A 22027-nucleotide genomic window follows, 5' to 3' on the forward strand; every position below is an offset into this window, starting at 1 on the left:
ATCGCCCGCGGGGACCGGGCGAATCTCAGGGAGGAACAGATGACAGTCAATTTGAGCCGCCGGATGCTTCTGTCCGTCGCAGCCGCTGCGATTGCCGCCGGAACTACCCCGGCCTTCGCGCAGGACAAGATCCGTCTCAGGCTTTCCGCCGTTCAGTCGGAAACCGATCAGCGTTCGGTCGCCATGCTGGAAAAATTCGGCCCGATGGTCGCGGACTTCGCCGACTTCGAGCCGCACTGGAACGGCACTCTGTTCCAGCAGGGGACCGAGCTTGAAGCCATCGCCTCGGGCGATCTGGAAATGTCGATCACCTCGGCGCAGGAACTTGCGACTTTCTTCCCCGAGTTCTCGATCTTCACGGCTGGCTACGTCCACCAGAGCGCCGAGCACCAGGTCAAGGTCTTCAACGATCCGCTGATGGAGCCGTTCAAGAAGAAGGTCGAAGACGAACTGGGCGTGAAGCTGCTCTCGGTCATGTACCTTGGCCGCCGGCAAGTGAACCTGCGCATGCCGAAATCCGAACGCACGGTGATGACGCCCGCCGACCTTGCAGGGGTGAACCTTCGCATGCCGGGCACGGACGCATGGCAGTTCCTGGGCAAGGCGTTGGGCGCGAACCCGACGCCGATGGCGTTCACCGAGGTCTACACCGCGCTTCAGACCGGCGCGGTCGACGGTCAGGACAACCCCCTGCCGACCGTCGTGGACGCCAAGTTCTACGAGGTCACGAAGCAGATCGTCCTGACCTCTCACCTCGTCGACCTGAACTACATCGCGCTGTCGAAAGCGGCATGGGACGCGATGAGCCCTGAACAGCAGGCAAAGGTCCAGGAGGCCGCCGATGCCGCCGCCGACTTCGGCCGCCAGAACCAGCTCGCGAAGGAAGGCGAGCTCGTGTCCTTCCTTGAGGAACAGGGTCTGGACGTCTACGAACCCGATGTGGCAGCCTTCCGCGACCATGTGCAGAAAGCCTATCTTGAATCGGATTTCGCCAAGGACTGGCCGGCGGGCGTTCTGGAACAGATCAACGCGCTTGGCGGCTGATCCGAAATCGGGACGTGACGCGCGATGAAACGCCTTGCCGCGATCTTCGCGCGTCTGACCGAGGGCGCGGCGGCCATGATGATGGCCGCCATGTTTGCCACGTTCCTGATCCAGATCGCGGTGCGCTACATCGCCGGATCCGACTGGTTCATGTTGCATCTTGGCCATGTCGTCGATGCCTCATCCTTTGGCTGGACGCTTGAGTTCTGCCTGGTGCTGTGGCTTTGGATCGTGTTCTGGGGCAACGCCTTCGTGGTGCGCGAACGCGACCACGTCACCTTCGACATTCTCTATCTCTGGGTACGGCCGGGGGCCAGGAAGTGGCTTGCCGTGATCGGTGCCGCAATCATCGCGGCCGCACTCCTTCTTTCCATCGGGCCGACCTGGGACAAGCTCAAGATCCTGCGGCTTAAGTCCTCGGCGACGCTGCCGGTGAAGATGCTGCCGATCTATTCGGTCTACTTCCTGTTCCTTGGGGCGGTGGGCCTGCGATACCTATGGCGAATCGTTCAGGTCCTGCGTCACGGCGCGACCGACGACACCCATCACCATCCACAGGGCGGCGTGGAATGAGCGTCGAATTCCTGGTTTGTCTCGGGTCTCTTTTCTTCCTCGCCGGAATCGGCGTGCCGGTGGCCTATGCGATCCTCGTGGCCGCGATCATCTATGTCGGCGCGGGCGGGCAGGGGATCGGGATCGTCGGCAAGAACCTTCTGGACGGCTTGTACCAGAGCTTCCTGTTGCTGGCCGTGCCGCTGTTCATCGTCGCGGCGAACATCATGAACGCGGGCACGATCTCGGACCGGCTCCTGGGTTTCTGCGTTGCGGTCGTGGGCCGGTTCCGTGGGGGGCTGGGTCATGTCAACGTCATGGCCTCGCTGATTTTTTCCGGCATGTCGGGCTCGGCTGTGGCGGATGCGGCGGGAATCGGGCGGATCATCATCGACATGATGCGCAGGGATGGCCGCTTCCCGCCCGGCTACGCGGCCGCGATCACCGCGGCCTCGGCGACGATCGGGCCGATCATCCCGCCGTCGATCCCGATGGTGCTGTACGCGCTCGTCTCGAATGCCTCGATCGGCTACCTGTTCCTTGGAGGGATCCTGCCCGGTCTGTTCATGGGGGCGGTGCTGATGGCCATGAACGGGTGGCTGTCGCATCGGCGCGGCTTCGCGATCGAGGATCCCGTGCCCCTGCGCGCGCTGCCGCGTAAGACCGCGAACGCATTTCCCGCGCTGCTGATGCCCGCGATCCTGCTTTACGGGATCTACGGCGGGGTTACCACGCCGACAGAGGCCGCGGCGGTCGCCGCCTTTTACGCGCTGCTTCTGGCATCCCTGTTCTACCGCGCCTTGTCGCTGCGCGCGCTCTACGCGATCCTGGTGGAATCCGCGCGGTCTTCGGCGGCGGTTGGCCTGGTGATCGGCGGCGCGCTGATCCTGAACTACATCGTCGCATCCGAGAACATTCCGAACCTTCTGGCGGGATGGCTGGTTGCGATCGACGTGTCTCCGTTCGCGTTCCTGCTGACGGTGAACCTGCTGCTTCTGGTCCTTGGATGCTTCCTTGACGCGACGACGATCATTCTGGTCGTGATTCCCCTTTTCCTGCCGACGTGTCGCAACCTGGGCATCGACCTGGTGCACTTCGGTGTCGTCGCGGTGGTCAACTGCATGATCGGCCTGATCACGCCGCCCTACGGGATATTGCTGTTTGTCATAAACGCGGTCACTGGGATCCCCCTGCGCGAGATCATCGCAGAGGTCTGGCCGTTTCTGGCGGTGCTGATCGTGGCCCTGCTGCTGATGATCCTCGTGCCCGAAATCGTTCTCTTCCTGCCGCGCCTGGCAGGCTACGAAGGCTGAAACCCGTGCCAAAGATTCGCCTTGGACTGATCGGTGACAACATCCGCGCCTCACGCTCTCCCGACCTTCATCGGCTTGCGGGAGTGATGACCGGTCTCGATGTCAGCTACGATCTGTTCATACCGCCAGCGATGGGGATGGCTTTCGACACCGTTCTTGAAAACTGCCGCCGCGACGGCCTGGTTGGTGTGAACATCACTCTGCCCTACAAGGAGCGTGTTGTGAGCCTGGTGCGCATCGACGATCCCGCCATTGTCAGGATCGGATCGGCCAACACCGTGCGGTTTACCGACCGGGGCGCGCGTGGGTTCAACACCGATTACTCGGGGTTCGTCTCTGCCTACCGGCATGCGTTCGGAACCGCAGGCCCGGGGCGCGTCGCGCTGATCGGGGCGGGTGGTGTCGGCCGCGCCATCGCATTCGGCCTTTTGGCGCTAAAGGCCGATGAAATCGTACTTGTCGACACGGATCAGGTCCGCGCCGGTGCTCTTGCCACCACATTGTCAGCAGATGGCGTCGCGCGTGTGCGTATCGCGGGGATCGAGGCGCTGGCGCAAGCGGACGGTGTCGTGAATGCGACGCCCCTGGGGATGGTGGGCTATCCCGGATCGCCAGTCCCCGAGGGCATGTTTCCCCGCGACGGGTGGGCCTTCGACGCAGTCTACACCCCGGTGACCACGCCTTTCCGGGCTCAGGCGCTGGCAGCGGGCGCGCGATTTCTATCGGGATGGGAGCTTTTCTTCTTCCAGGGCATCGACGCGTTCGAGATTTTTACCGGATATCGGCCAGACGACCTGCCGGCGCTGAGGCGCGCGCTTGGCGATCCCGGGCTTCGCATTGCGTCCTGACCGCAGCCGACCGTCTGGTATGGTGTTGCCTTGGCCGATCGCTGCCGCCTGATCCAAGGTGCTCGCAAGGCCCCATGAAGCCGATTATCGCGCTGCCCTGCCGTTGAACTGCACCTGGAACGGCGTGGCCAAGCACCGCCATCTGTTTGCGCCGTGTTTACCTGTCGTTGCGATGCTTCGCCACGATCTGCGACGGGCGGTGCGACGGTGGCGGGAAGGGATCATAACCGGACAGAAGTCTCAACCGGTGGCGCCATCGCCGCTCTGGCGGTCTTTGGCTTGGCCTCGAACATCCTGTCGCTTTCGGCTCCGCTTTTCATCCTGGTCGTCTATGACGTCGTGCTGCCCGCCGGTTCGACCGAGACTCTCGCGGCGCTGCTTCTGATGCTGGCGTTTGCCCAGATCGTTCAGTCTCTTGTCGATCTGTCACGCGCGCGGATCCTTGCCCGGATCGGCGCCCGTTTGCGTCAGGCGGCACCGGCGCCCGCGGTGTTTCATGGCCGGACCGACAGCACGCCCGGCGCCGGCCTCCTGCAGGGACTGCTCTCATCCCCCGCAGCCTTGCAGGCGCTTGATCTGCCGCTGCTTCCGATCGTGTTGTGCGCGCTTTTCCTGCTTCATCCGCTGATGGGGTGGCTCGCCGTTTCTGGAATGGTCCTGCTGGCGGCGATTCGCGCGGCAGAATGGCGTCTTGCCGCCGACCCCGCGCAGCGGTTGGAGGTCTTGTCGGCGCAGTCGGCCTCGGACATGGCGCGGGCCGCGACGGCGGCGCCATTTCTGGCGGCAACCGGACAGGCGTCGGCCACGGCGCTTCGTTGGAAGGCCATCGATAGCGTTCTGTCCCACGGACATCTCCGGCTTTCTGACATAGGGGCTATGTCGACGATCCTGGCGCGCGGGCTTCGCGGTTTTCTGCAGTCTGCCGCGGTCGCGCTTGGAGCCTGGCTTGCGATAAGGGGCCAACTGAGCGGCGGCGCGATCGTCGCGGGATCGCTGCTCTTGTCACGCAGCCTCGGCCCGTTCGAACAGGCGCTGGCCATCTGGCCGTCTGCGTGCAGGGCCTGGCGGTTTTTGCGCCAGAGCGCGCCGGCGCCTACGACGCGGAGACCTTGGCAGGCTGGTGCCGGGATCGAGGCGCAGGGACTGACAGTGCGGCCAAACGGTCTGTGCATCCTGGATGATATCAGTTTCACCGTCGGCCCTGGCCAAGTCATGCTGGTCCTGGGGCGCTCGGGTTCGGGGAAAAGCGCGCTGATCAGAGCGATTGCCGGCGCGATGCCGCTGGACCAGGGGCGTTTGACGCTTGGCGGCGCAGCGATCTCGTCATCCGGTGCCTTCGCGCGGCCAAGCTTGGGATACCTGCCGGAACGACCGGTCTTCGGGCCGGGCAGCGTCGCCGAGGTCATCGCTGGATGGGGGGCGGCCCGATCTGCCGCGCGGGCGGCGGGGATTGAGGGGGCTATTCTTTCGCTGCCACAGGGCTTTGACACGCCGATATCGACCGCCGAGGATATCCTGTCCGGCGGGCAGCTACGCCTTTTGGCTCTTGCCCGGGCCTTGTCCGGGAATCCGGAGGTTCTTTTGCTGGATGACCCCGACCCCGGCGGTGATGCCGAGGCGAGGGCCGTCCTTTTTGCCGCGTTGCGAGCGGCACGCGAGAGGGGCGCATGCGTCGTCGTGGCTGCGCGGCAGTCTACGCTTCTGCCGCTTTGTGATCTTGTCCTGATTCTGGAAGGTGGTCGGGCCCGTGCCTTTGGTCCCGTGGCAGAGGTTCTTCGCGACCTGCCGCGCCACCACTGGCAGTCCGCGGCTGGCCCGAAGGCAGGGGCGGCCTGATGCCGCGAAGGCAGAAATCCCCGGCGCTGCGCGGCAGTATCCTTCTGGGGCTGGTGGCGCTGTCGCTGTTCGTCGGGGCGACGGTCCCCGCCTCGGTGTTCATGTCGATCGACGGCGCCCTTATTCTGTCCGGACGCGTGCAGAACATGCCGGAGCCGGTGCAGGTTCAGGTTGTGGATGGCGGGGTCTTGCTGGATGTCACCGTCTCTCCGGGGCAGCGCGTTCGCCAGGGTGAAACGGTCGCACGGCTGGACGCTAGTTCGCTTGCGGCCGAGCGCGACCTGCTGCGGCGAGAGCGCTTTGAAGCGGCCCTGCGCCGCGAGGTTTATCTGGCCGAAAAGGCAGGCCGCGCGACGCTTGACCTGACGTGTTGCGGTGACGCGACCGTTTCGGATCCGGTCTGGGCCTCCGCACGTCGTGCTGCCGCGCTGGATCTGTTCGACGCGCGCCGCGACAGCCGCCGCGCGGACATGGATGTCCTGATAGCGCAGTTGCAGGACGCCACCAGTCGGCGTGAGGGGCTTGAGGCAGAGCGAACGATCCTTGAACGTCGCGTTTCGCTTGCCGCTCGGGATCGGGCACAGGTCGCGAGGCTCGCAGACGCCGGGCTTGCACTTGCCTACCGCGTTGGCGCTCTGGAGCGGGAGGAAGCCGATATTGCCGGAGCGATCGCCCGGCTTGACGCGGCAATCCACCAGGCTCAACGCAACGGGCAGGCGGCCGCGCAAGAGATTGACGCGCGCAGGGCGTCATGGCGGCGGGAAACCGAGGAGTCCTTGGCTGAAGCTGATCACGAGGCGGTTCTGTTGGGCGCGCGGATTGCCGAAGTTGACCGGCGGATCGCTCGTTCGCGGATCGTGGCGCCGGTCGGTGGAACCGTGGTTGACCAGCCTCCCGTTCCCGGCGCCGTTCTGGCCGCGGGGCAGGTCGTCGTGACACTCGCCCCCGCCGGGGCAGCGCTGCGCGTGATCGCACCGATTGACCCCGGCGATATGGATGCGGTTCGGTCCGGTCAGCCAGCGCGGCTCAGGCTGACGGCGTTTTCCGGCGCGATGACTCCCGAAATTCCCGCACGGCTCGAGAAGCTTTCCGTCATGCCCCTGACGGACGAACGCAGTGGAAGGCTTTACTACGAGGCCCGTTTCAAACCCGAAGCCGCGGCGTTGGAATCCCTGCCCCGACCGGGCCTTCTGTCCGCGATGCCGGTCGAGATCTTCGTTCGGACCGAACCGAGAACGCCGCTCACGTTCCTGAGCCGCGCGCTGTCGGACTACTTCGCGCGTGCCCTGCGCGGCGGCTGATCACATGGTTGGAAGCGCCGCGCGTTCCACCATGCTGCGCAACGCAAAGGACGACCGCACCGACCTGATACCGGGCACTCGCATCAGGCGTTCCTCGAGAAATCGGTCGAAATCGGCGAGATCGGCGGCAACGACCCGCATGAGGATGTCGCGCGACCCGGTCATCAGATGACACTCCATCACCCGGTCGAAGCCGCGGATTGCGCGCTCGAACGTGTCGATCGCCTCTTTCGACTGCGTTTCCAGTTCAACCCATATGAATACCGACACCGGCAGGCCCAGGGCCTTCTGGTCGATCCGCGCCGTGTAGCCGCGAATGACGTGGTCGCCTTCCAGTCGCGCGACGCGCCGTGCGCAGGGCGTCGGGGACAGTCCGACGGCGTTGGCGAGGTCGGTCATGCTCATTCGGCCGTCCCGCTGAAGCGTGGCGATGATGCGCCGATCGATGGCGTCCATGGCGGAAATCTCCATACTTGTGTCAAAAAATAGAGAAAAACCGCGCTATGTCCAGATTGGCGATCAGAGAACGCCGAAATCCCCCAAAGTCTTGGTGATATACTCTGCACGGGAAGAGTGCGGAGGACACTATGCAAATCACCCGGCTGGACATCGACAGCCATGAGGAAGTCTATCGGCTTCGGGATCCGAACAGCGGGTTGACCGGTTTCATTGCGATCCATTCCACGCAACTTGGCCCCGCGGCGGGCGGTCTGCGCATGCGCCCTTACGAGGACGAGAGCGAGGCGCTGCGGGATGTGCTCCGGCTATCACACGGCATGACCTTGAAGAACGCCGCGGCCGGGCTCCCGTTGGGGGGCGGCAAGGCGGTGATCATCGGCGATCCGGCAGCCCGCAAGACGCCCGCGCTTCTGCAGGCCGTCGGGCGTGCGGTCGAAAGCCTTGAGGGGCGTTACTGGACGGCTGAAGACATGGGGATGACGACGGCTGACATGGCCGTCATTGCAACTGAAACACGCCATGTCGCAGGCTTGGCCGAGGGGCTCCATGGGTCCGGCGATCCATCCCCCGTCACGGCGCGGGGCGTGTTCAATGCGATCCGCACCGCACTTCGCCAGCGTTTCGGCGCCGATGATCTTGCGGGACGGGTCGTTGCGGTCCAGGGGTTGGGCAATGTCGGACGCAATCTTTGCGCGTTGCTTCACGCCGCGGGTGCCCGGCTGATCGTGGCCGATGTCGATCCGGTTCGCGTCGTGCAGGCGGTTGAGGACTGGGGGGCAGAGGTGGCCGAAGTGGCCCGTATCCACGCTTCAAGCGCCGACGTATTTGCGCCGTGCGCGATCGGCGGGATCCTGAACGAACGGACCGTGCCGGAGGTCGCCGCCGCCATCGTCGCGGGTGCCGCGAACAACCAGTTGGCCGCGCCAGGGGACGCCGTGGCGCTGCATCGGCGCGGCATCCTGTACGCTCCGGATTTCGTCGCGAACGGCGGCGGGATCATCAACGTTGCCGCGGAAATTCTGCGATGCCCCGACCGCGAAACCTGGGTCGCCGAGAAACTCGCGCGGCTTGACGCGACGATGGGCGCGATCTTGGCACGCGCCGCCGCCGAAAATGTCGGGCCGAACGAGGTCGCGGAGCGGGTGGTGGCGGAGCGCATGGCCGCGCAGGCCGCATGAGGGACTTGACCTTGACCGCCGGCGGGTCGATCAATGGCCGGCTTTGAGGCAGGAGGCAATGGGATGAAATTCTCGGTTCCCGACATGAGTTGCGGCCACTGCAAGGCGGCGGTCGAGCGTGCCATCGTATCGCAGGACGCTGCGGCCCGCGTTACGGTCGATCTTGGCGCCCGGGAGGTCGAGGTGGAAGGCGCCCTTGATGCGGACAGGGTGATCGCCGCCCTCGCGTCCGAAGGCTACCCCGCAACCCGGCTTGGCTAAGGCCGGGATTGCCAACGGCGTTCTTGGTGGGCATACTCTCGCGCCGTGAACCATGGCTGGGCTAAAAAGGCCGTGCATAGGGGGCAGTATGAAGATCGCGCGTCGGGTCGCGGCGATTGCCGCATCGGGTTTTATTTGTGCTGGGGTGGCTCAGGCAGGGCCTGTCGAAACCGCGTGCCTGAAGTCGGGAAGCGCCTCGGCAAGCCCGGCTATCTGCACCTGCATCCAGTATGTCGCGGACATGACGCTTTCCGGCTCCGACCAGAAGATGGCCGCCAAGTTCATCAAGGATCCCGACAGGGCGCAGGAAATTCGCACCTCCGACAACGCCAAGCACGAGGCGTTCTGGCTGCGCTACAAGAACTTCGGTGAAACCGCCGAAACCTTCTGCGCTCAGGGCTGAGACGCGATCCGATCCAGAAATCCGTCGGCCGCGCGCTCGATCAGATCCAGCGCCGCGTCGAAGTCCCGCGTGAAATAGGGGTCGGGCACCTCGGTCGCGCCGCAGCCGGGGGCGTGGTCGAGAAACAGCCGGACGGGTGTCTGATTTCCCTTGGGGCGCAGGGCTTCGACCGCCTGCTGGTTCGCGCGATCCATGACAAGGACGACGTCGAAGCGCCCAAAGTCCTGCGCCAGGAATTGACGCGCCCTGAGCGGTGCCAGGTCGTAACCGCGAAGCGCGGCGGCGCGGATCATGGGCGGATAGGGTGGTTGTCCCACATGCCAGTCGCCGGTTCCTGCGCTGTCCAGCGACACCGCCACGCCGCGTTCGTGCGCCTTGGCACGGACGACAGCTTCGGCCGCCGGTGATCGGCAGATATTGCCGAGACAAACGAAGATAGCATTGAGCGTCATGATGTCAGCGCTACGCGAGCGTCCTGACCGATGTCAATTCCGGCCGCTGGACATGCGGCGGAAACGGGCCTTGCGGGCCCACTCCGCCGCACGATTGCCGGTTCTTAGCGGCTGTTGTCGACCGGGATTTCGACCGTGATTTCACCGGCCTGTTCGAAGGTCAGAGTGACGGTCAGCGCTTCGCCCGGCGCGTCCTTGAGCCCCATGAACATGAGGTGATCACCGCCGCGGGCCAGCGCATGGGTGCCGCCGGCGGGGAGGGCGATGCCGTCCTCGATCGCCATCATCTGCATCGTGCCGTCAGCGGTCTGCTTGTGGGTGTGCAGTTCCGCCTTCATCGCCACATCCGAGGCTGCGCCGACCAACCGGTCATCGACGTCGGAATGATTTTCGATCATGAAGAAGGCCGCGCCTGCGTTGGACCCCGGCATGATGCGGGCATAGGCGTCAGAGATCATCATGCCGTCTTCCGCGAAGGCGGGGGTGGCGACGGCGAGGGAAAGCGCGGCAAGCGCGGATTTGAACGTTTTCATTGTCTTGTCCTGTCAGTGAAGTTTGGGTTTCAGTTCAGGACAAATCTCGGTGGATCGCGCGCCGTGTTGCCGGGAAGAACGCGCCCCTCGCCGTGGCGGGCCGGGTCGATCAAATTCAGGCGTTGCCATAGCTGAAGCGGAGTGGTCTCGGGCGGCGCGGCGGAGAGCGCCGCCAAGAGGTTGGAGGCAAGGTCAGGGCAAAGGTGGCTTTGTCCGGTCGGGCGGCCCTGCGAATCAAGCGTGATCTGGACCAGGCCGCCGCCCGAGCAAAGGACAACGACCTGGCCCGTCTCGTCGAAGGCCTGGCCGCGCGCGAATGCCGTTGCGAAGCCTGTCAGCATCAGAACGAGCGACAGGGCAAAGGCGGCAAATGTGCGGGGCAAGGGCGTCATGCAGATGGGATACAGCTTTGCGGGCAACTTGCCGAGGGGGCGAAATGAAGCGGCCCCGCCTTTCGGTCGGGGCCGTTCGAAACCTGTCGATGGGCTGGCCTCAGGCGGCCTGCGCCTTTTCGATGTCTTTCTTGATCTTCAGCGCCTTGGACGACAGCTCTTCGTCCTTCGCCTTGGCAAGGAAGGCGTCAAGCCCGCCGCGGTGGTCGACCGTCCGCAGCGCGGCGGCAGAAATGCGCAGCTTGAACGACTGGCCCAGAGCATCGGAGATCAGGGTGACTTCGTTCAGGTTGGGAAGGAAGCGGCGACGCGTCTTGTTGTTCGCGTGGCTCACGTTGTTGCCCGACATCGGGCCCTTACCGGTCAGTTCGCAGACGCGCGACATTTTCTTTTCCTTCGTTCGGCTGGACCCGGCGCCCTTGGCCGAACCCTCATGTCCATAACATTCTGGACGCGGCAGGGGCCACGCCTTGAATTCTGTCGGGCGCTCATACGCGGAATCGCTTTGAGCGTCAAGCGCGACAGGGTGCATTCACCCACGGCGGCTCTCTGGACAGATGCCATCCGCGCGCGCATCCTGCCGCCATGCCCCACGATCATCACGACCACCCGCATACGCTTCTGCCTTCCGACCCCGCGCTGCGCGTCAAGGCGTTGGAGACGATCCTGACCCGGAAGGGCCTGGTCGATCCCGCTGCGTTGGATGCGATCCTCGAGACCTACGAGAACCAGGTGGGGCCGCACCTTGGGGCCAAGGTCGTGGCGCGGGCCTGGTCCGAGCCGGATTTTCTTGCAGAACTTCGCCAAGATGCCTCGGGCGCGATCGCGTCAATGGGAATATCGGGGCGACAGGGCGAACATGTCGTGGTGGTTGAAAACACGCCAGACGTGCACAACATGGTCGTCTGCACACTCTGCTCCTGCTATCCGTGGCCGCTTCTTGGTATCCCGCCCGCCTGGTACAAGTCCGACGCCTATCGCGCCCGCGCCGTGCGCGAGCCGCGCAAGGTTCTGGCCGAGTTCGGCGTGACCCTGCCCGAAAGCCAGAAGGTCCGGGTTTGGGATTCGACGGCAGAGGTCCGCTACCTTGTCATCCCCATGCGTCCGGCAGGCACCGAGGGGCTTGGACCCATGGAACTGGCGGACCTGGTCACCCGCGATTCGATGATCGGAACCGGCGTGCCAAGGGCGCCCGAATGACCCGCGTCCACGACATGGGCGGGCGCTACGGCGACGGGGAAATCGTGCCAGAGCCGCAGGGTATCGTGCCGTTCGAAAGGGAATGGCACCGCACGGCGCTGGCGTTGACGATTGCGGCCGGTGGTTTGGGCGCCTGGAACATCGACGGATCGCGCCATGCGCGGGAATGCCTCGCGCCAAAGGATTACGCGCGGTTTTCGTATTACGAGAAATGGATCGCGGCGCTGGCCGATCTGCTGGTTGCCAAGGGGCTTGTCACCGAGGCCGAACTGGCTGCCGGCAGTGCGGACGCTGCCCCCCCCCATCCCAGGCTGTTCCAGGCCGCGTCCGTCGCGCCCGCGCTGGCCAAGGGCTCGCCTTATGCGCGACAGGGGGGCGCCCCTGCCTTCGCGGTCGGGGACCGGGTTCGGGCGCGTCTGCCCGCGCGCAACAGCTTTGTTCCCGGCGGCCACACCCGCCTGCCCGCGTATGCAGCGGGGCATGTGGGGACCGTCGTCCTGATGCACGGCGCCCATGTCCTTCCCGACACGAATGCCCACGGCCTGGGCGAACACCCCCAGCCGCTCTACACGGTCGCGTTCGACGCAGCCGAGCTTTGGGGCGAGCCAGAGAGGGCAGGCGACGAGGTCACGCTGGACCTTTGGGAAAGCTACCTGGAGCGCGCATGACCAAGGATCATGCCCCATTCGACGAACCCTGGCAGGCACAGCTTTTCGCGTTGACCGTCGCGTTGAGCGAGGCCGGGCATTTTTCCTGGCCTGACTGGACACGCGCCTTCGGCGCCACTCTCCAACTCCACGGCGCGGCGCGGCCGCTTGACGGGCGGGACGACTATTGGAACGCCTGGCTGGTCACGCTGGAAGGGATGCTCGAACACTCGGGCGCCGCCGCGCGGGACGAGGCGGAGGCCATCCGCGTCCTGTGGGAACGGGCCTATCTTTCCACGCCGCACGGCCAGCCGGTGCGGCTGGACCGGTGACCAGGCCGTTCTGGACCTAAATTCCGGACGCGCCTGGACCTATCCCGGCAGCCCGCTTCCGTGTGAACTGGTCGATGATGCCGGCCCCGCCGGCCCTTATTCGCATTGCGAGGGTAGAATCATGACCATTCCCGTACTCGGAAACGACCTGACCGAGGTGATCGAGGCGGACCGCGCCCACCTCTGGCACCACCTGATCCAGCACAAGCCCTTCGAAACCGTAGACCCGCGGGTCATGGTCGAAGGCAAGGGTATGCGCGTCTGGGACGCCAAGGGGGTCGAGCGCATCGACGCCGTCTCGGGCGGCGTCTGGACCGTCAACGTGGGCTATGGGCGCGAGACGATCGCCAAGGCTGTGTATGAACAGCTGGTGAAGATGAACTACTTCGCCAACTCTGCCGGGTCGATTCCCGGCTCGCTCTTCGCCAAGCGCCTGATCGAGAAGATGCCGGGGATGAGCCGGGTCTACTACACGAACTCGGGGTCCGAGGCCAACGAAAAGGCCTTCAAGATGATCCGCCAGATCGCCCACAAGAAGTACGGCGGCAAGAAGTACAAGATCCTGTATCGCGACCGCGACTACCACGGTGGCACGCTGGCAACGATGTCGGCAGGCGGCCAGGACGAACGCGTGATGCAGTACGGACCGCTGGCGCCCGGGTTCGTGCGCGTGCCCCATTGCATGGAATACCGTCGTCATCAGCAGGACGGCGCACCGGTCGAGAACTACGGCGAATGGGCGGCCGACCAGATCGAACAGGTGATCCTGCGCGAAGGTCCCGACACCGTGGGCGGCCTCTGCCTTGAGCCGGTGACCGCCGGCGGAGGCGTCATCACGCCACCGGAAGGCTACTGGGACCGCGTGCAGGAGATCTGCAAGAAGTACGACATCCTGCTGCACATCGACGAGGTCGTCTGCGGCGTGGGTCGCACCGGCACCTGGTTCGGCTATCAGCACTACGGCATCAAGCCCGATTTCGTGACCATGGCCAAGGGCGTGGCCTCGGGCTATGCCGCGATCGCCTGCTGCGTCACGACCGAGGCGGTCTTCGACATGTTCAAGGACAACGCCGACGATCCGATGAACTACTTCCGCGACATCTCGACCTTCGGCGGCTGCACCGCGGGTCCGGCGGCGGCGCTTGAAAACATGCGTATCATCGAGGACGAGGGCCTTCTGGAGAATACCGTGAAGATGGGCGAGCGTACGGTCGCCAACCTGCGCGCGCTGATGGAAAAGCACCGGGTTATCGGCGATGTGCGCGGCAAGGGGCTGTTCTGCGGGGCCGAGCTTGTCGCCGACCGCCAGACCAAGGAACCCGTGAGCGAAAAGCAGGTGGCCGCGGTCGTGGGCGAATGCTTCGCCCAAGGCGTGATCATCGGATCCTCCAACCGCTCGGTGCCGGGGTTGAACAACGTGCTCTGCCTCAGCCCCGCGCTGATCGCCACGGCCGATGACATCGACGCGATCACCGGTGCAATCGACACGGCGCTTACCAAGGTCTTCGGCTAAGGGGCGGGATTGACGAAAAGGGGTTCGCCCGCCCGGCGCGGGCGAACTCAAGGCAGCCGTCGGATTGTTTCGGCATCAGGAAGGACAGATCGTGCAGGGAAGGATTGATGGAGCCAGATCCGCCGTGCAATAAGTCCAGTCATGCCGATCCCGGTCGAAACCTTTTTCCTTGCACCCGATGCCGGCGGAACGCTGCAGCAGCAGATCCGCGCGATGATCGCGGACGGGATCCTTGCGGGCCGGCTGCGGGCGGGGGACAAGCTGCCCTCAAGCCGGCGGCTGGCGGACCATCTGGGGGTCAGCCGGATCACGGTGACGCTGGCCTACACCGACCTCGTGGCAGGCGACTACCTGTGGGCGCGCGGCCGTTCGGGGCACTACGTTTCCGAGACCGCGCCAACCCGGCCCGATGTGCGGCGCCTTCCCAATGCTCCGGAAAGCGCGGTCGATTGGTCTGCACGGATCGTCGGAGATTTCTCGGGCCATGGCATCGTCGGCCGGCCGGAGGACTGGCGCAGCTATCCCTATCCCTTCATCTACGGGCAGGCCGATCCGGCGCTGTTCGATCACCAGAATTGGCGGCAATGCGCGCTGCGTGCGCTTGGCCGGCGGGATTTCGACGCGCTGACCGAGGACTACTACGAACGCGACGACCCGATGCTGATCGAATATGTCCTGCGATCGCTTCTGCCTCGGCGCGGGATCGCCGCAGCGCCGACCGAGGTGTTGCTGACGCTCGGCGCGCAAAACGCGCTTTGGCTGGCGACACAGGTCCTGCTGGGGCCGGGGCGCCAGGCAGTGACGGAAAATCCTTGCTACACCGGACTTCGGTCCATCCTCGGGCAGACCGCCTCGAACGTTCTTGCGGTCGATGTGGACGAAGAGGGGCTGCCCCCAGATGCAGTTCCCGCAGGGGCGGACGTGGTCTTCGTGACGCCCTCGCATCAGAGTCCGACGAACGCGACCATGCCGGTCCAGCGGCGGCTGGCGTTGCTCGACCGCGCCGGCCGGGACGATTTCGTCATTGTCGAGGACGACTACGAATTCGAGATGTCTTTCCTCCGGCCAGCCGCGCCCTCGCTCAAGTCGCTCGATGCCGAGGGACGCGTGATCTACGTGGGCTCTTTTTCCAAGTCGCTTTTCCCGGGGGTGCGGCTCGGCTACATCGTTGCGCCCGAAGCCTTCGTGCGCGAGGCGCGGGCGCTGAGGGGGGCGGTCTTCCGTCATCCCCCCGGCCATGTGCAGCGCACCGTCGCGTATTTCCTGGCGCTTGGTCATTACGACGCCCATCTGAACCGGCTGCATCAGGCCTACCGGCGACGGCGCGTGGTGATGAACGAAGCCATACGCGCGGCGGGGCTGACGGTCGCGGGCCGCGGCGACTTCGGCGGCTCAAGCTTCTGGATGGCCGCGCCGGAGGGCGTCGATTCCGAGGACCTGGCGCAACAGTTGAAAACGCGCGGCGTCCTGATCGAGCCGGGGCGCAAGTTCTTTGCCCCCGGTCGCGACACACGGAACACCTACAGGATCGCCTATTCGTCGATTGCGCCAGGGAAGATCCCGGAAGGCATCGCGCGCATCGCCGAGGCGATCGGCGAACGGGCGGACGCGGCGCGATAAGGCATGAAGCCCGCGCATGAGACGGGCAGGGGAGGATGAATGACGCGGCACGAACCCAGGCTTGATACCTCGCCCAAGGTGTCCGACGAAATTCGGCGGACCACGTGCTACATGTGTGCCTGCCGCTGCGGCATCAACGTGCACATGACATCCGGCAAGGTGAGCTACATCGAGGGCAACCGGGATCATCCGGTGAACAAGGGCGTGCTGTGCGCAAAGGGCGCGTCGGGCATCATGCAGGTGACCGCGCCTTCGCGGCTGACAAGGCCGCTGCGCAGGGTGGGGCCGCGCGGGTCCGGCGCGTTCGAAGAGATCAGCTGGGACGAGGCTTTGGGAATCGCGACCCAGTGGCTGGCGCCCCTGCGCGCCACCGCGCCCGAAAAATTCGCGTTCTTTACGGGCCGCGACCAGTCGCAAAGCTTCACCAGTTTCTGGGCGCAGGCCTTCGGGACGCCGAACTATGCCGCGCATGGCGGCTTCTGTTCCGTCAACATGGCGGCGGCGGGCATCTACACCATGGGCGGGGCGTTCTGGGAATTTGGCCAGCCCGACTGGGAACGGACGCGGCTTTTCGTGCTTTTCGGGGTGGCAGAGGATCACGATAGCAACCCGATCAAGATGGGTATCGGGCGGATAAAGTCGCGCGGGGGCCGCGTGATCGGCGTCAACCCGATCCGAACCGGATACAATGCCGTCGCTGACGACTGGATCGGGATCACACCGGGGACGGACGGGCTTCTGATCCTCTCTCTGATCCATGAGCTTCTGAAGGCGGGAAAGGTGGACTTGGACTACCTTGCCAGCTGGACCAACGCCCCCTGCCTGATCGATGAGACCGCGGGGGAGGAAAAGGGGCTGCTTCTACGCGACGACCTCGGCAAGCCGCTTGTCATCGACCGACGGACGGGGGACGCCGTCCCCTACGACACCGCCGGCGTGCGGCCCGACCTTGGGGCAACGCACAACGGGTGCAGGACCGTGTTCCAGCACATGGCGGAACGCTACCTTCGGGAGGACTACGCACCCGAGGCGGTGGCCGACAGATGCGGAGTTCCGGCCGCGCGCATCCGGGCGCTTGCCGCCGAGATCGCCGAGACGGCATTCAACCAGACGATCGAGATCGACCAGCCCTGGACCGATTTCCGCGGAGAGACGCACGAAAGGATGGTGGGCCGCCCGGTCAGCTTCCACGCCATGCGCGGCATCTCGGCCCATTCCAACGGATTTCAGACCGCCCGCGCGCTGCATGTGCTCCAGATCCTGCTCGGCACGGTCGAGGTGCCGGGGGGCTTCCGCTTCAAGCCGCCCTATCCGAAACCCGCGCACGCGCATCCGACGCCGCACAGCTACTTCATGCCCGGCCGGCCGCTGGACGGCCCCCACCTTGGTTTTCCGCAGGGGCCCGAACACCTTGCGCTGAAGCTGGATGACCAGACGCCGGCGCGGATCGACAAGGGGTTCACCTGGGAAAACCCGCTTTCGGCGCATGGGCTTATGCATATGGTCATTCCGAACGCGGTCGCGGGCGATCCCTACCGCATCGACACGCTGATGCTTTACATGGCCAACATGTCCTGGAACTCCTCCATGAACACCCGCGAGGTGATGGAGATGCTGACCCGAAAGGACGGCAACGGCGACTACATGATCCCGCGCATCATCTATTCCGACGCCTACGCGTCCGAGATGGTGGCCTACGCCGACCTGATCCTGCCGGACACGACCTATCTTGAGCGCCACGACTGCATCAGCCTTCTTGACCGTCCGATCTGCGAGGCGGACCATGCGGCCGACGCGATCCGCTGGCCGGTGGTGGAGCCGGACCGGGACGTGCGCGGGTTCCAGTCAGTGCTGGTCGACCTGGCGGGCCGGCTTGGCCTGCCGGGCTTCGTCACGGACGACGGACGCCCCAGGTATCGCGACTACGCCGACTACATCGTCAACCATCAGCGCCGGCCGGGCGTCGGACCGCTTTTCGGGTATCGGGGGCATGGCAAGGACGTGGGTCGGGGCGCGCCCAATCCCAATCAGATCAATGCCTATATCGCGAACGGGGGCTTCTTTGCCGCCGAGGTTCCGGACGGCGCAAAGTTCTTCAAGCCCTGGAACCGAGCCTATCAGGACTGGGCGGTCAGCATGGGCTTCTACGATACGCCCCAGCCTTACCTGTTCCAGCTTTACTGCGAACCGATGCGGCGCTTCCAGCTGGCGGCCGAGGGTTATCACGAACGCCAGCCGCCCGATTTCCTGCGTGACCGCATCAAGGCCACAATGGACCCGCTGCCGATCTGGTACGAGCCCTTCGGGGAGGAGGTCGGAGCAAGCTATCCGCTGCATGCGCTGACACAGCGGCCGATGGCGATGTATCATTCCTGGGGGTCGCAGAACGCCTGGCTCCGGCAGATTCACGGCCACAACCCGCTTTACGTGCCCACCACCGTCTGGACGAAGCATGGTTTCAAGGAGGGCGACTGGGCGCGGCTCTCCTCGCCCAACGGGGCGATCGTTGTGCCGGTTGCGCATATGGCGGCCCTGAATGGGGATACGGTCTGGACCTGGAACGCCATCGGCAAGCGCAAGGGCGCCTGGGCGCTTGACACGGCCGCACCGGAAGCGACGAAGGGGTTCCTGCTCAATCACCTGATATCCGAGCTTCTGCCCGACCGGGGTGACGGTCACCGCTGGTCGAATTCCGATCCGATCACCGGACAGGCCGCCTGGTTCGATTTGCGTGTCCGCATCGAACGCGTCGATCCACCGGACGAAGCGATGCCGGCATTTCCCGCGATCCCCTCACCCGTTCCTGCCGCGAAAAGGAACCGGCCATGACGTCTCTTCCTCCCCCCTCCGACAAGAAGCTGGGACTTGTCATCGACCTTGATATCTGTGTCGGGTGCCACGCCTGCGTGACCGCCTGCAAGGGCTGGAACGACCAGGGCTACGGCGCCCCCCTGTCAGATCAGGACGCCTGGGGCGCGAACCCCTCGGGCACCTTCCTGAACCGCGTGCACAGCTACGAGATCACACCGGAGGGCGGCGTCCCCCAGCTGGTGCATTTCCCCAAGTCCTGCCTGCATTGCGAAGATGCCCCCTGCGTGACGGTTTGTCCGACCGGGGCCAGCTACAAGCGGGCCGAGGACGGTATCGTCCTGGTCAATGAAAGCGCCTGCATCGGCTGCGGCCTGTGCGCCTGGGCCTGCCCCTATGGCGCGAGGGAGCTGGACCAGGCCGCGGGCGTGATGAAGAAGTGCACGCTCTGCGTGGACCGGATCTACAACGAAAACCTGCCCGAGGTGGATCGCACGCCGGCCTGTGTCCGCACCTGCCCGACCGGAGCGCGTCATTTCGGCGATCTGGGCGACCCCGACAGTGCCGTCAGCAAGCTGGTCGCGGAACGCGGCGGGATGGAGCTGATGCCGGAACAGGGCACGAAACCCGTCAACCGCTACCTTCCCCCGCGTGCCAAGGACCGGCTGGAAGAGACCGCGCCCCTTGCCCCCCTTCTTGACATTCAGGCGACCGGCTTTGCCGGCTGGCTCGACCGACTTCTGGATCGTATCTGATGCATCCTGCGCCATCCGTAATCATCTTCTCCGTCCTGACCGGCCTGGGCTTCGGGCTACTTGCGATGCTGGGTTTCGGGCTGGCGCCCGCGACCGGCTGGGCTGCGGTCGTGACCTATGGTGCCGGCTATGCCCTTGCGACGGCCGGGCTGATGGCCTCGACGTTTCATCTGGGCAATCCACAGCGTGCGCTCAGGGCCTTTACCCAATGGCGCACCAGCTGGCTGTCGCGCGAGGCATGGGCCTCGGTGGCCGCGATGATGCTCATGGCGCCTGTCGCGGCCTCGGCGGTTTTCGCCGGTCGCCTGATGCCGGTTCTGGGCGCGCTGGCAGCCGTGCTTTGCCTTGTGACCGTGGTGACGACGTCGATGATCTACACCCAGCTCAAGACCGTCCCGCGCTGGAACCACTGGACCACGCCCGCCCTTTTCCTTGGGCACGCGATCGCGGGTGGCGCGCTGCTGGCGGGGCTTGGTAACGCCCCCGTGCTGCTTTTGTTGCTGGGGTTGTTCCTGGCCTTGACCTTCCGCACGGGCGACGGCCGCTTCGCCGACCGGGGCCACACGCTTGCGACGGCCACGGGCTTGGGCGGCGGGTCTGTGCGGTCCTTCGCGCCGCCGCATACGGGCTCGAACTACCTGATGCGGGAAATGATCTTCGTCGTCGGGCGCAAGCATGCGGTGAAACTCAGGACCCTCTCGATCCTGCTGGTTTCGGTGCTACCTGCGCTTGTCCTGCTTGTCCTGCCCGCCGGATTGATCGCCACCCTGCTGGCTGCGGTCCTGCACCTGATCGGGGCCTTCATCGGGCGATGGCTGTTCTTTGCCGAGGCCGAGCACGTCGTCGGGCTTTACTACGGGCTGCGCTGATCAGCCGCCGTGCGGTTTGGCCAGCCGGCTGGACAGCAGGTCGCCCGTTTCTGAAAGGATGGGATAGGCCACCATCGAGAACGCGGTGTTGATCTGCTTCAGTGCCCTCAGCGTTTCCTGGTGGATGTTCGAGGTCTCGATGCTTTCGACCCGGCCCAGCTTGAGCCGGTCCAGATGCGACCGCTGGAGATCCTGTTCCAGCGCGCGGACGTGCTCCTTTTCCTCGACCAGGGCCCGCGCGGCGTCGGGGTTGAGCGTCATCAGGACATTCAGCGCCGACTGTGCATTCGAAAGAACCCGGTCGTGGAAATCGCGGACCTCCTTGCGTCCGGTTTCGGAAAACGCGGTGCCGCTGTCGTTCAGCCGCTTGGCCAGCCCCACCATCGTGCGCGCGACCGCATCGCCTGCGCTTTCCAGGTTCACCGCCATGTTGGCCAGTTCCAGGCCCTTGTGGGTCACTTCCTCTTCGGCGTGCGCGCGGTTGAGCTTGGCGAGGTAGAGTTTCGTTTCGAAATGCATCTTGTCGATGTCGGCTTCCTTGGCCGTGATCGCTTCGGCCACCTGGTCGTCCCAACGGTCGTAAAGACCGATGACGGTCCGCAGCATCGCCTCGATCCCTTCTCCCATCTGAAGAACTTCGCGCGAGGCGCAGGCCAAGGCGCGATCCGGGTCCGTCAGGGCTGCGGGATCAAGCGCGCTGACGCGCGACAGGATCGCGGGACTGGAGGGGGGCGTGACGAGGCCGGAAACAAGCCTCAGCACCGGAGCCGTGAACGGAAGTGCTGCCAACGCAAGGACAAGGTTGAAGCCCAGGTGCAGGTTGATGACCTGGCGGGCGGGCGACGATCCAAGCAGGTCGGGCGTCAGCAAGGACGCCGACACGGACAACAGGGCGATGGCCGCCCCCCCGCCGCGCAGGACAAGATTGGCGATCACGATCCGCCGCGCTTCGATCTCGGCCGTGAGCGTGAGGATATAGGCGATGAACGCGCCGCCAAGGTTCGCGCCCAGCACCATCGCCATGCCCGCAGGCACCGGAAGGACGCCCTCTGCTGCCAGCGTGACGAACAGCAGGACCGCGGCGACCGAGGAATGGACGGCCCATGCGAATAGCGCGCCGATGACGAAGGCGGTCACCGGGTCGCCGCCCAGGTAGCGCATCGCGGCCACCAGCGCCGGCGCGTCGCGCAAGGGTTCGGTCGCCTCGCGGATCATGCCAAGCGAGACGAAAATCAGGGCAAGCCCGATCAGGACGCGGCCCGCCTGGCGAAACTCTTTCCGCTCTGCCTTGAGAAACAGGACCACGCCAAGCACCAGCAGCAGCGGCACCGCCCAGTCAGCGCGCGACAGCAGTATCTGCGCCACGATCGCCGACCCGACGTCCGCGCCCAGCAGGATCGCAAGGCCCGCCGCCGCGGCCAGCGTTCCTGCGGACACGAAGTTCGAAGTCAGGATCGCCACCGCCGTCGAGCTTTGCAGAAGGACGGCAGCCCCAAGGCCGGAAACCGCCGCGACCCACCTGTTTTCGCCACCGCGCCGCAGCCAGCGCCGCAATTGCACAGACCAGCCCCGCTCAACCCCGGTCCTGACCAGCCGCACCGCCCAGATCAGAAGCGCGGCGGCACCCGCGACATGCAGGACGAAGAGAAGAGGGGAGTTTTCCAAGGTGCCGGACCTCGCTTCGCTGGCATGGCAGGTGTTACAAATATGT

At 65.2% G+C, this 22027-nt stretch carries 23 protein-coding genes; 17 read left to right on the forward strand and 6 right to left on the reverse strand.

Features of this window, described 5'->3' with window-relative positions; all coding sequences use genetic code 11:
- Positions 1-39: 39 nt before the first annotated feature.
- The 6 genes from OEW28_RS13465 (at position 40) to OEW28_RS13490 (ending at position 6894) form a co-directional block, all read left to right on the forward strand.
- Positions 40-1044 carry a sialic acid TRAP transporter substrate-binding protein SiaP gene (locus tag OEW28_RS13465; RefSeq protein ID WP_263735283.1) on the forward strand — a complete coding sequence of 335 codons (1005 nt, stop codon included), beginning with the start codon at positions 40-42 and terminating at the stop codon, positions 1042-1044.
- A gap of 24 nt (positions 1045-1068) precedes the next feature.
- Positions 1069-1617 carry a TRAP transporter small permease gene (locus OEW28_RS13470; protein ID WP_263735284.1) on the forward strand — a complete coding sequence of 183 codons (549 nt, stop codon included), beginning with the start codon at positions 1069-1071 and terminating at the stop codon, positions 1615-1617.
- On the forward strand, positions 1614-2909 hold the full coding sequence (locus OEW28_RS13475) for a TRAP transporter large permease (RefSeq protein WP_263735285.1): 1296 nt from the start codon (positions 1614-1616) through the stop codon (positions 2907-2909). The genes OEW28_RS13470 and OEW28_RS13475 overlap by 4 nt, the downstream gene beginning before the upstream one ends.
- Positions 2910-2914: 5 nt before the next feature.
- Entirely contained in the window at positions 2915-3757 is an 843-nt protein-coding gene (locus tag OEW28_RS13480) for a shikimate dehydrogenase family protein (protein WP_318527551.1), read from the forward strand.
- A 207-nt stretch (positions 3758-3964) separates the two neighbouring features.
- Positions 3965-5593, forward strand: coding sequence for an ATP-binding cassette domain-containing protein (locus OEW28_RS13485; RefSeq protein WP_263735286.1), 1629 nt, complete (start codon positions 3965-3967; stop codon positions 5591-5593).
- On the forward strand, positions 5593-6894 hold the full coding sequence (locus tag OEW28_RS13490) for an HlyD family secretion protein (RefSeq protein WP_263735287.1): 1302 nt from the start codon (positions 5593-5595) through the stop codon (positions 6892-6894). The genes OEW28_RS13485 and OEW28_RS13490 overlap by 1 nt, the downstream gene beginning before the upstream one ends.
- On the opposite strand, the gene OEW28_RS13495 is transcribed toward OEW28_RS13490, so the two are convergent.
- Entirely contained in the window at positions 6895-7350 is a 456-nt protein-coding gene (locus OEW28_RS13495; RefSeq protein ID WP_263735288.1) for an Lrp/AsnC family transcriptional regulator, read from the reverse strand.
- Between the two features lie 131 nt (positions 7351-7481).
- On the opposite strand from OEW28_RS13495, the gene OEW28_RS13500 reads away from it, so the two are divergent.
- The 3 genes from OEW28_RS13500 to OEW28_RS13510 all read left to right on the forward strand — a co-directional run bounded on the left by OEW28_RS13500 (position 7482) and on the right by OEW28_RS13510 (position 9195).
- Complete coding sequence (locus OEW28_RS13500; protein ID WP_263735289.1) at positions 7482-8531, forward strand: Glu/Leu/Phe/Val family dehydrogenase; 1050 nt, start codon at positions 7482-7484, stop codon at positions 8529-8531.
- Between the two features lie 63 nt (positions 8532-8594).
- Positions 8595-8792: a heavy-metal-associated domain-containing protein gene (locus tag OEW28_RS13505; protein ID WP_263735290.1), complete on the forward strand. Its 198-nt coding sequence runs from the start codon at positions 8595-8597 to the stop codon at positions 8790-8792.
- A gap of 88 nt (positions 8793-8880) precedes the next feature.
- Entirely contained in the window at positions 8881-9195 is a 315-nt protein-coding gene (locus OEW28_RS13510; RefSeq protein ID WP_263735291.1) for a hypothetical protein, read from the forward strand.
- On the opposite strand, the gene OEW28_RS13515 is transcribed toward OEW28_RS13510, so the two are convergent.
- The 4 genes from OEW28_RS13515 to rpmB all read right to left on the reverse strand — a co-directional run bounded on the left by OEW28_RS13515 (position 9186) and on the right by rpmB (position 10957).
- The gene (locus OEW28_RS13515) at positions 9186-9647 is read right to left on the reverse strand and encodes a low molecular weight protein-tyrosine-phosphatase (protein ID WP_263735292.1); all 462 of its coding nucleotides are present in this window, start codon (positions 9645-9647) and stop codon (positions 9186-9188) included. The genes OEW28_RS13510 and OEW28_RS13515 overlap by 10 nt on opposite strands.
- Positions 9648-9751: 104 nt before the next feature.
- Positions 9752-10180 carry a copper chaperone PCu(A)C gene (locus tag OEW28_RS13520; protein ID WP_263735293.1) on the reverse strand — a complete coding sequence of 143 codons (429 nt, stop codon included), beginning with the start codon at positions 10178-10180 and terminating at the stop codon, positions 9752-9754.
- A gap of 29 nt (positions 10181-10209) precedes the next feature.
- A complete protein-coding gene (locus tag OEW28_RS13525) occupies positions 10210-10563 on the reverse strand; it encodes a hypothetical protein (protein ID WP_263735294.1) in 354 nt (117 codons plus the stop codon).
- A 109-nt stretch (positions 10564-10672) separates the two neighbouring features.
- Entirely contained in the window at positions 10673-10957 is a 285-nt protein-coding gene (rpmB, locus tag OEW28_RS13530; RefSeq protein WP_263721406.1) for a 50S ribosomal protein L28, read from the reverse strand.
- Positions 10958-11157: 200 nt separating this feature from the next.
- Here rpmB and nthA point away from each other — a divergent pair, with 200 nt between their 5' ends.
- The 8 genes from nthA to OEW28_RS13570 all read left to right on the forward strand — a co-directional run bounded on the left by nthA (position 11158) and on the right by OEW28_RS13570 (position 20316).
- A complete protein-coding gene (gene nthA, locus OEW28_RS13535; protein ID WP_263735295.1) occupies positions 11158-11772 on the forward strand; it encodes a nitrile hydratase subunit alpha in 615 nt (204 codons plus the stop codon).
- Positions 11769-12440 carry a nitrile hydratase subunit beta gene (nthB, locus tag OEW28_RS13540; protein ID WP_263735296.1) on the forward strand — a complete coding sequence of 224 codons (672 nt, stop codon included), beginning with the start codon at positions 11769-11771 and terminating at the stop codon, positions 12438-12440. Before nthA ends, nthB begins: the two co-directional genes overlap by 4 nt.
- Positions 12437-12751, forward strand: coding sequence for a nitrile hydratase accessory protein (locus OEW28_RS13545; RefSeq protein WP_263735297.1), 315 nt, complete (start codon positions 12437-12439; stop codon positions 12749-12751). The genes nthB and OEW28_RS13545 overlap by 4 nt, the downstream gene beginning before the upstream one ends.
- 121 nt (positions 12752-12872) lie before the next feature.
- Complete coding sequence (locus OEW28_RS13550) at positions 12873-14264, forward strand: aminotransferase family protein (protein WP_263735298.1); 1392 nt, start codon at positions 12873-12875, stop codon at positions 14262-14264.
- 141 nt (positions 14265-14405) lie between these two features.
- The gene (gene pdxR, locus OEW28_RS13555) at positions 14406-15884 is read left to right on the forward strand and encodes a MocR-like pyridoxine biosynthesis transcription factor PdxR (protein ID WP_263735299.1); all 1479 of its coding nucleotides are present in this window, start codon (positions 14406-14408) and stop codon (positions 15882-15884) included.
- Positions 15885-15923: 39 nt separating this feature from the next.
- Positions 15924-18713 (forward strand): molybdopterin oxidoreductase family protein, encoded by a 2790-nt coding sequence (locus tag OEW28_RS13560; RefSeq protein WP_263735300.1) that lies wholly within the window; start codon positions 15924-15926, stop codon positions 18711-18713.
- Positions 18710-19447 (forward strand): 4Fe-4S dicluster domain-containing protein, encoded by a 738-nt coding sequence (locus tag OEW28_RS13565; protein WP_263735301.1) that lies wholly within the window; start codon positions 18710-18712, stop codon positions 19445-19447. Before OEW28_RS13560 ends, OEW28_RS13565 begins: the two co-directional genes overlap by 4 nt.
- Entirely contained in the window at positions 19447-20316 is an 870-nt protein-coding gene (locus tag OEW28_RS13570; RefSeq protein ID WP_263735302.1) for a dimethyl sulfoxide reductase anchor subunit family protein, read from the forward strand. Before OEW28_RS13565 ends, OEW28_RS13570 begins: the two co-directional genes overlap by 1 nt.
- Here the strand turns inward: OEW28_RS13570 and OEW28_RS13575 are convergent, their stop codons facing one another.
- Positions 20317-21981 carry a Na/Pi cotransporter family protein gene (locus OEW28_RS13575; protein ID WP_263735303.1) on the reverse strand — a complete coding sequence of 555 codons (1665 nt, stop codon included), beginning with the start codon at positions 21979-21981 and terminating at the stop codon, positions 20317-20319.
- Positions 21982-22027: the final 46 nt, after the last annotated feature.

Source organism: Albidovulum marisflavi (assembly GCF_025751435.1).
GTDB classification, from domain to species: domain Bacteria; phylum Pseudomonadota; class Alphaproteobacteria; order Rhodobacterales; family Rhodobacteraceae; genus Albidovulum; species Albidovulum marisflavi.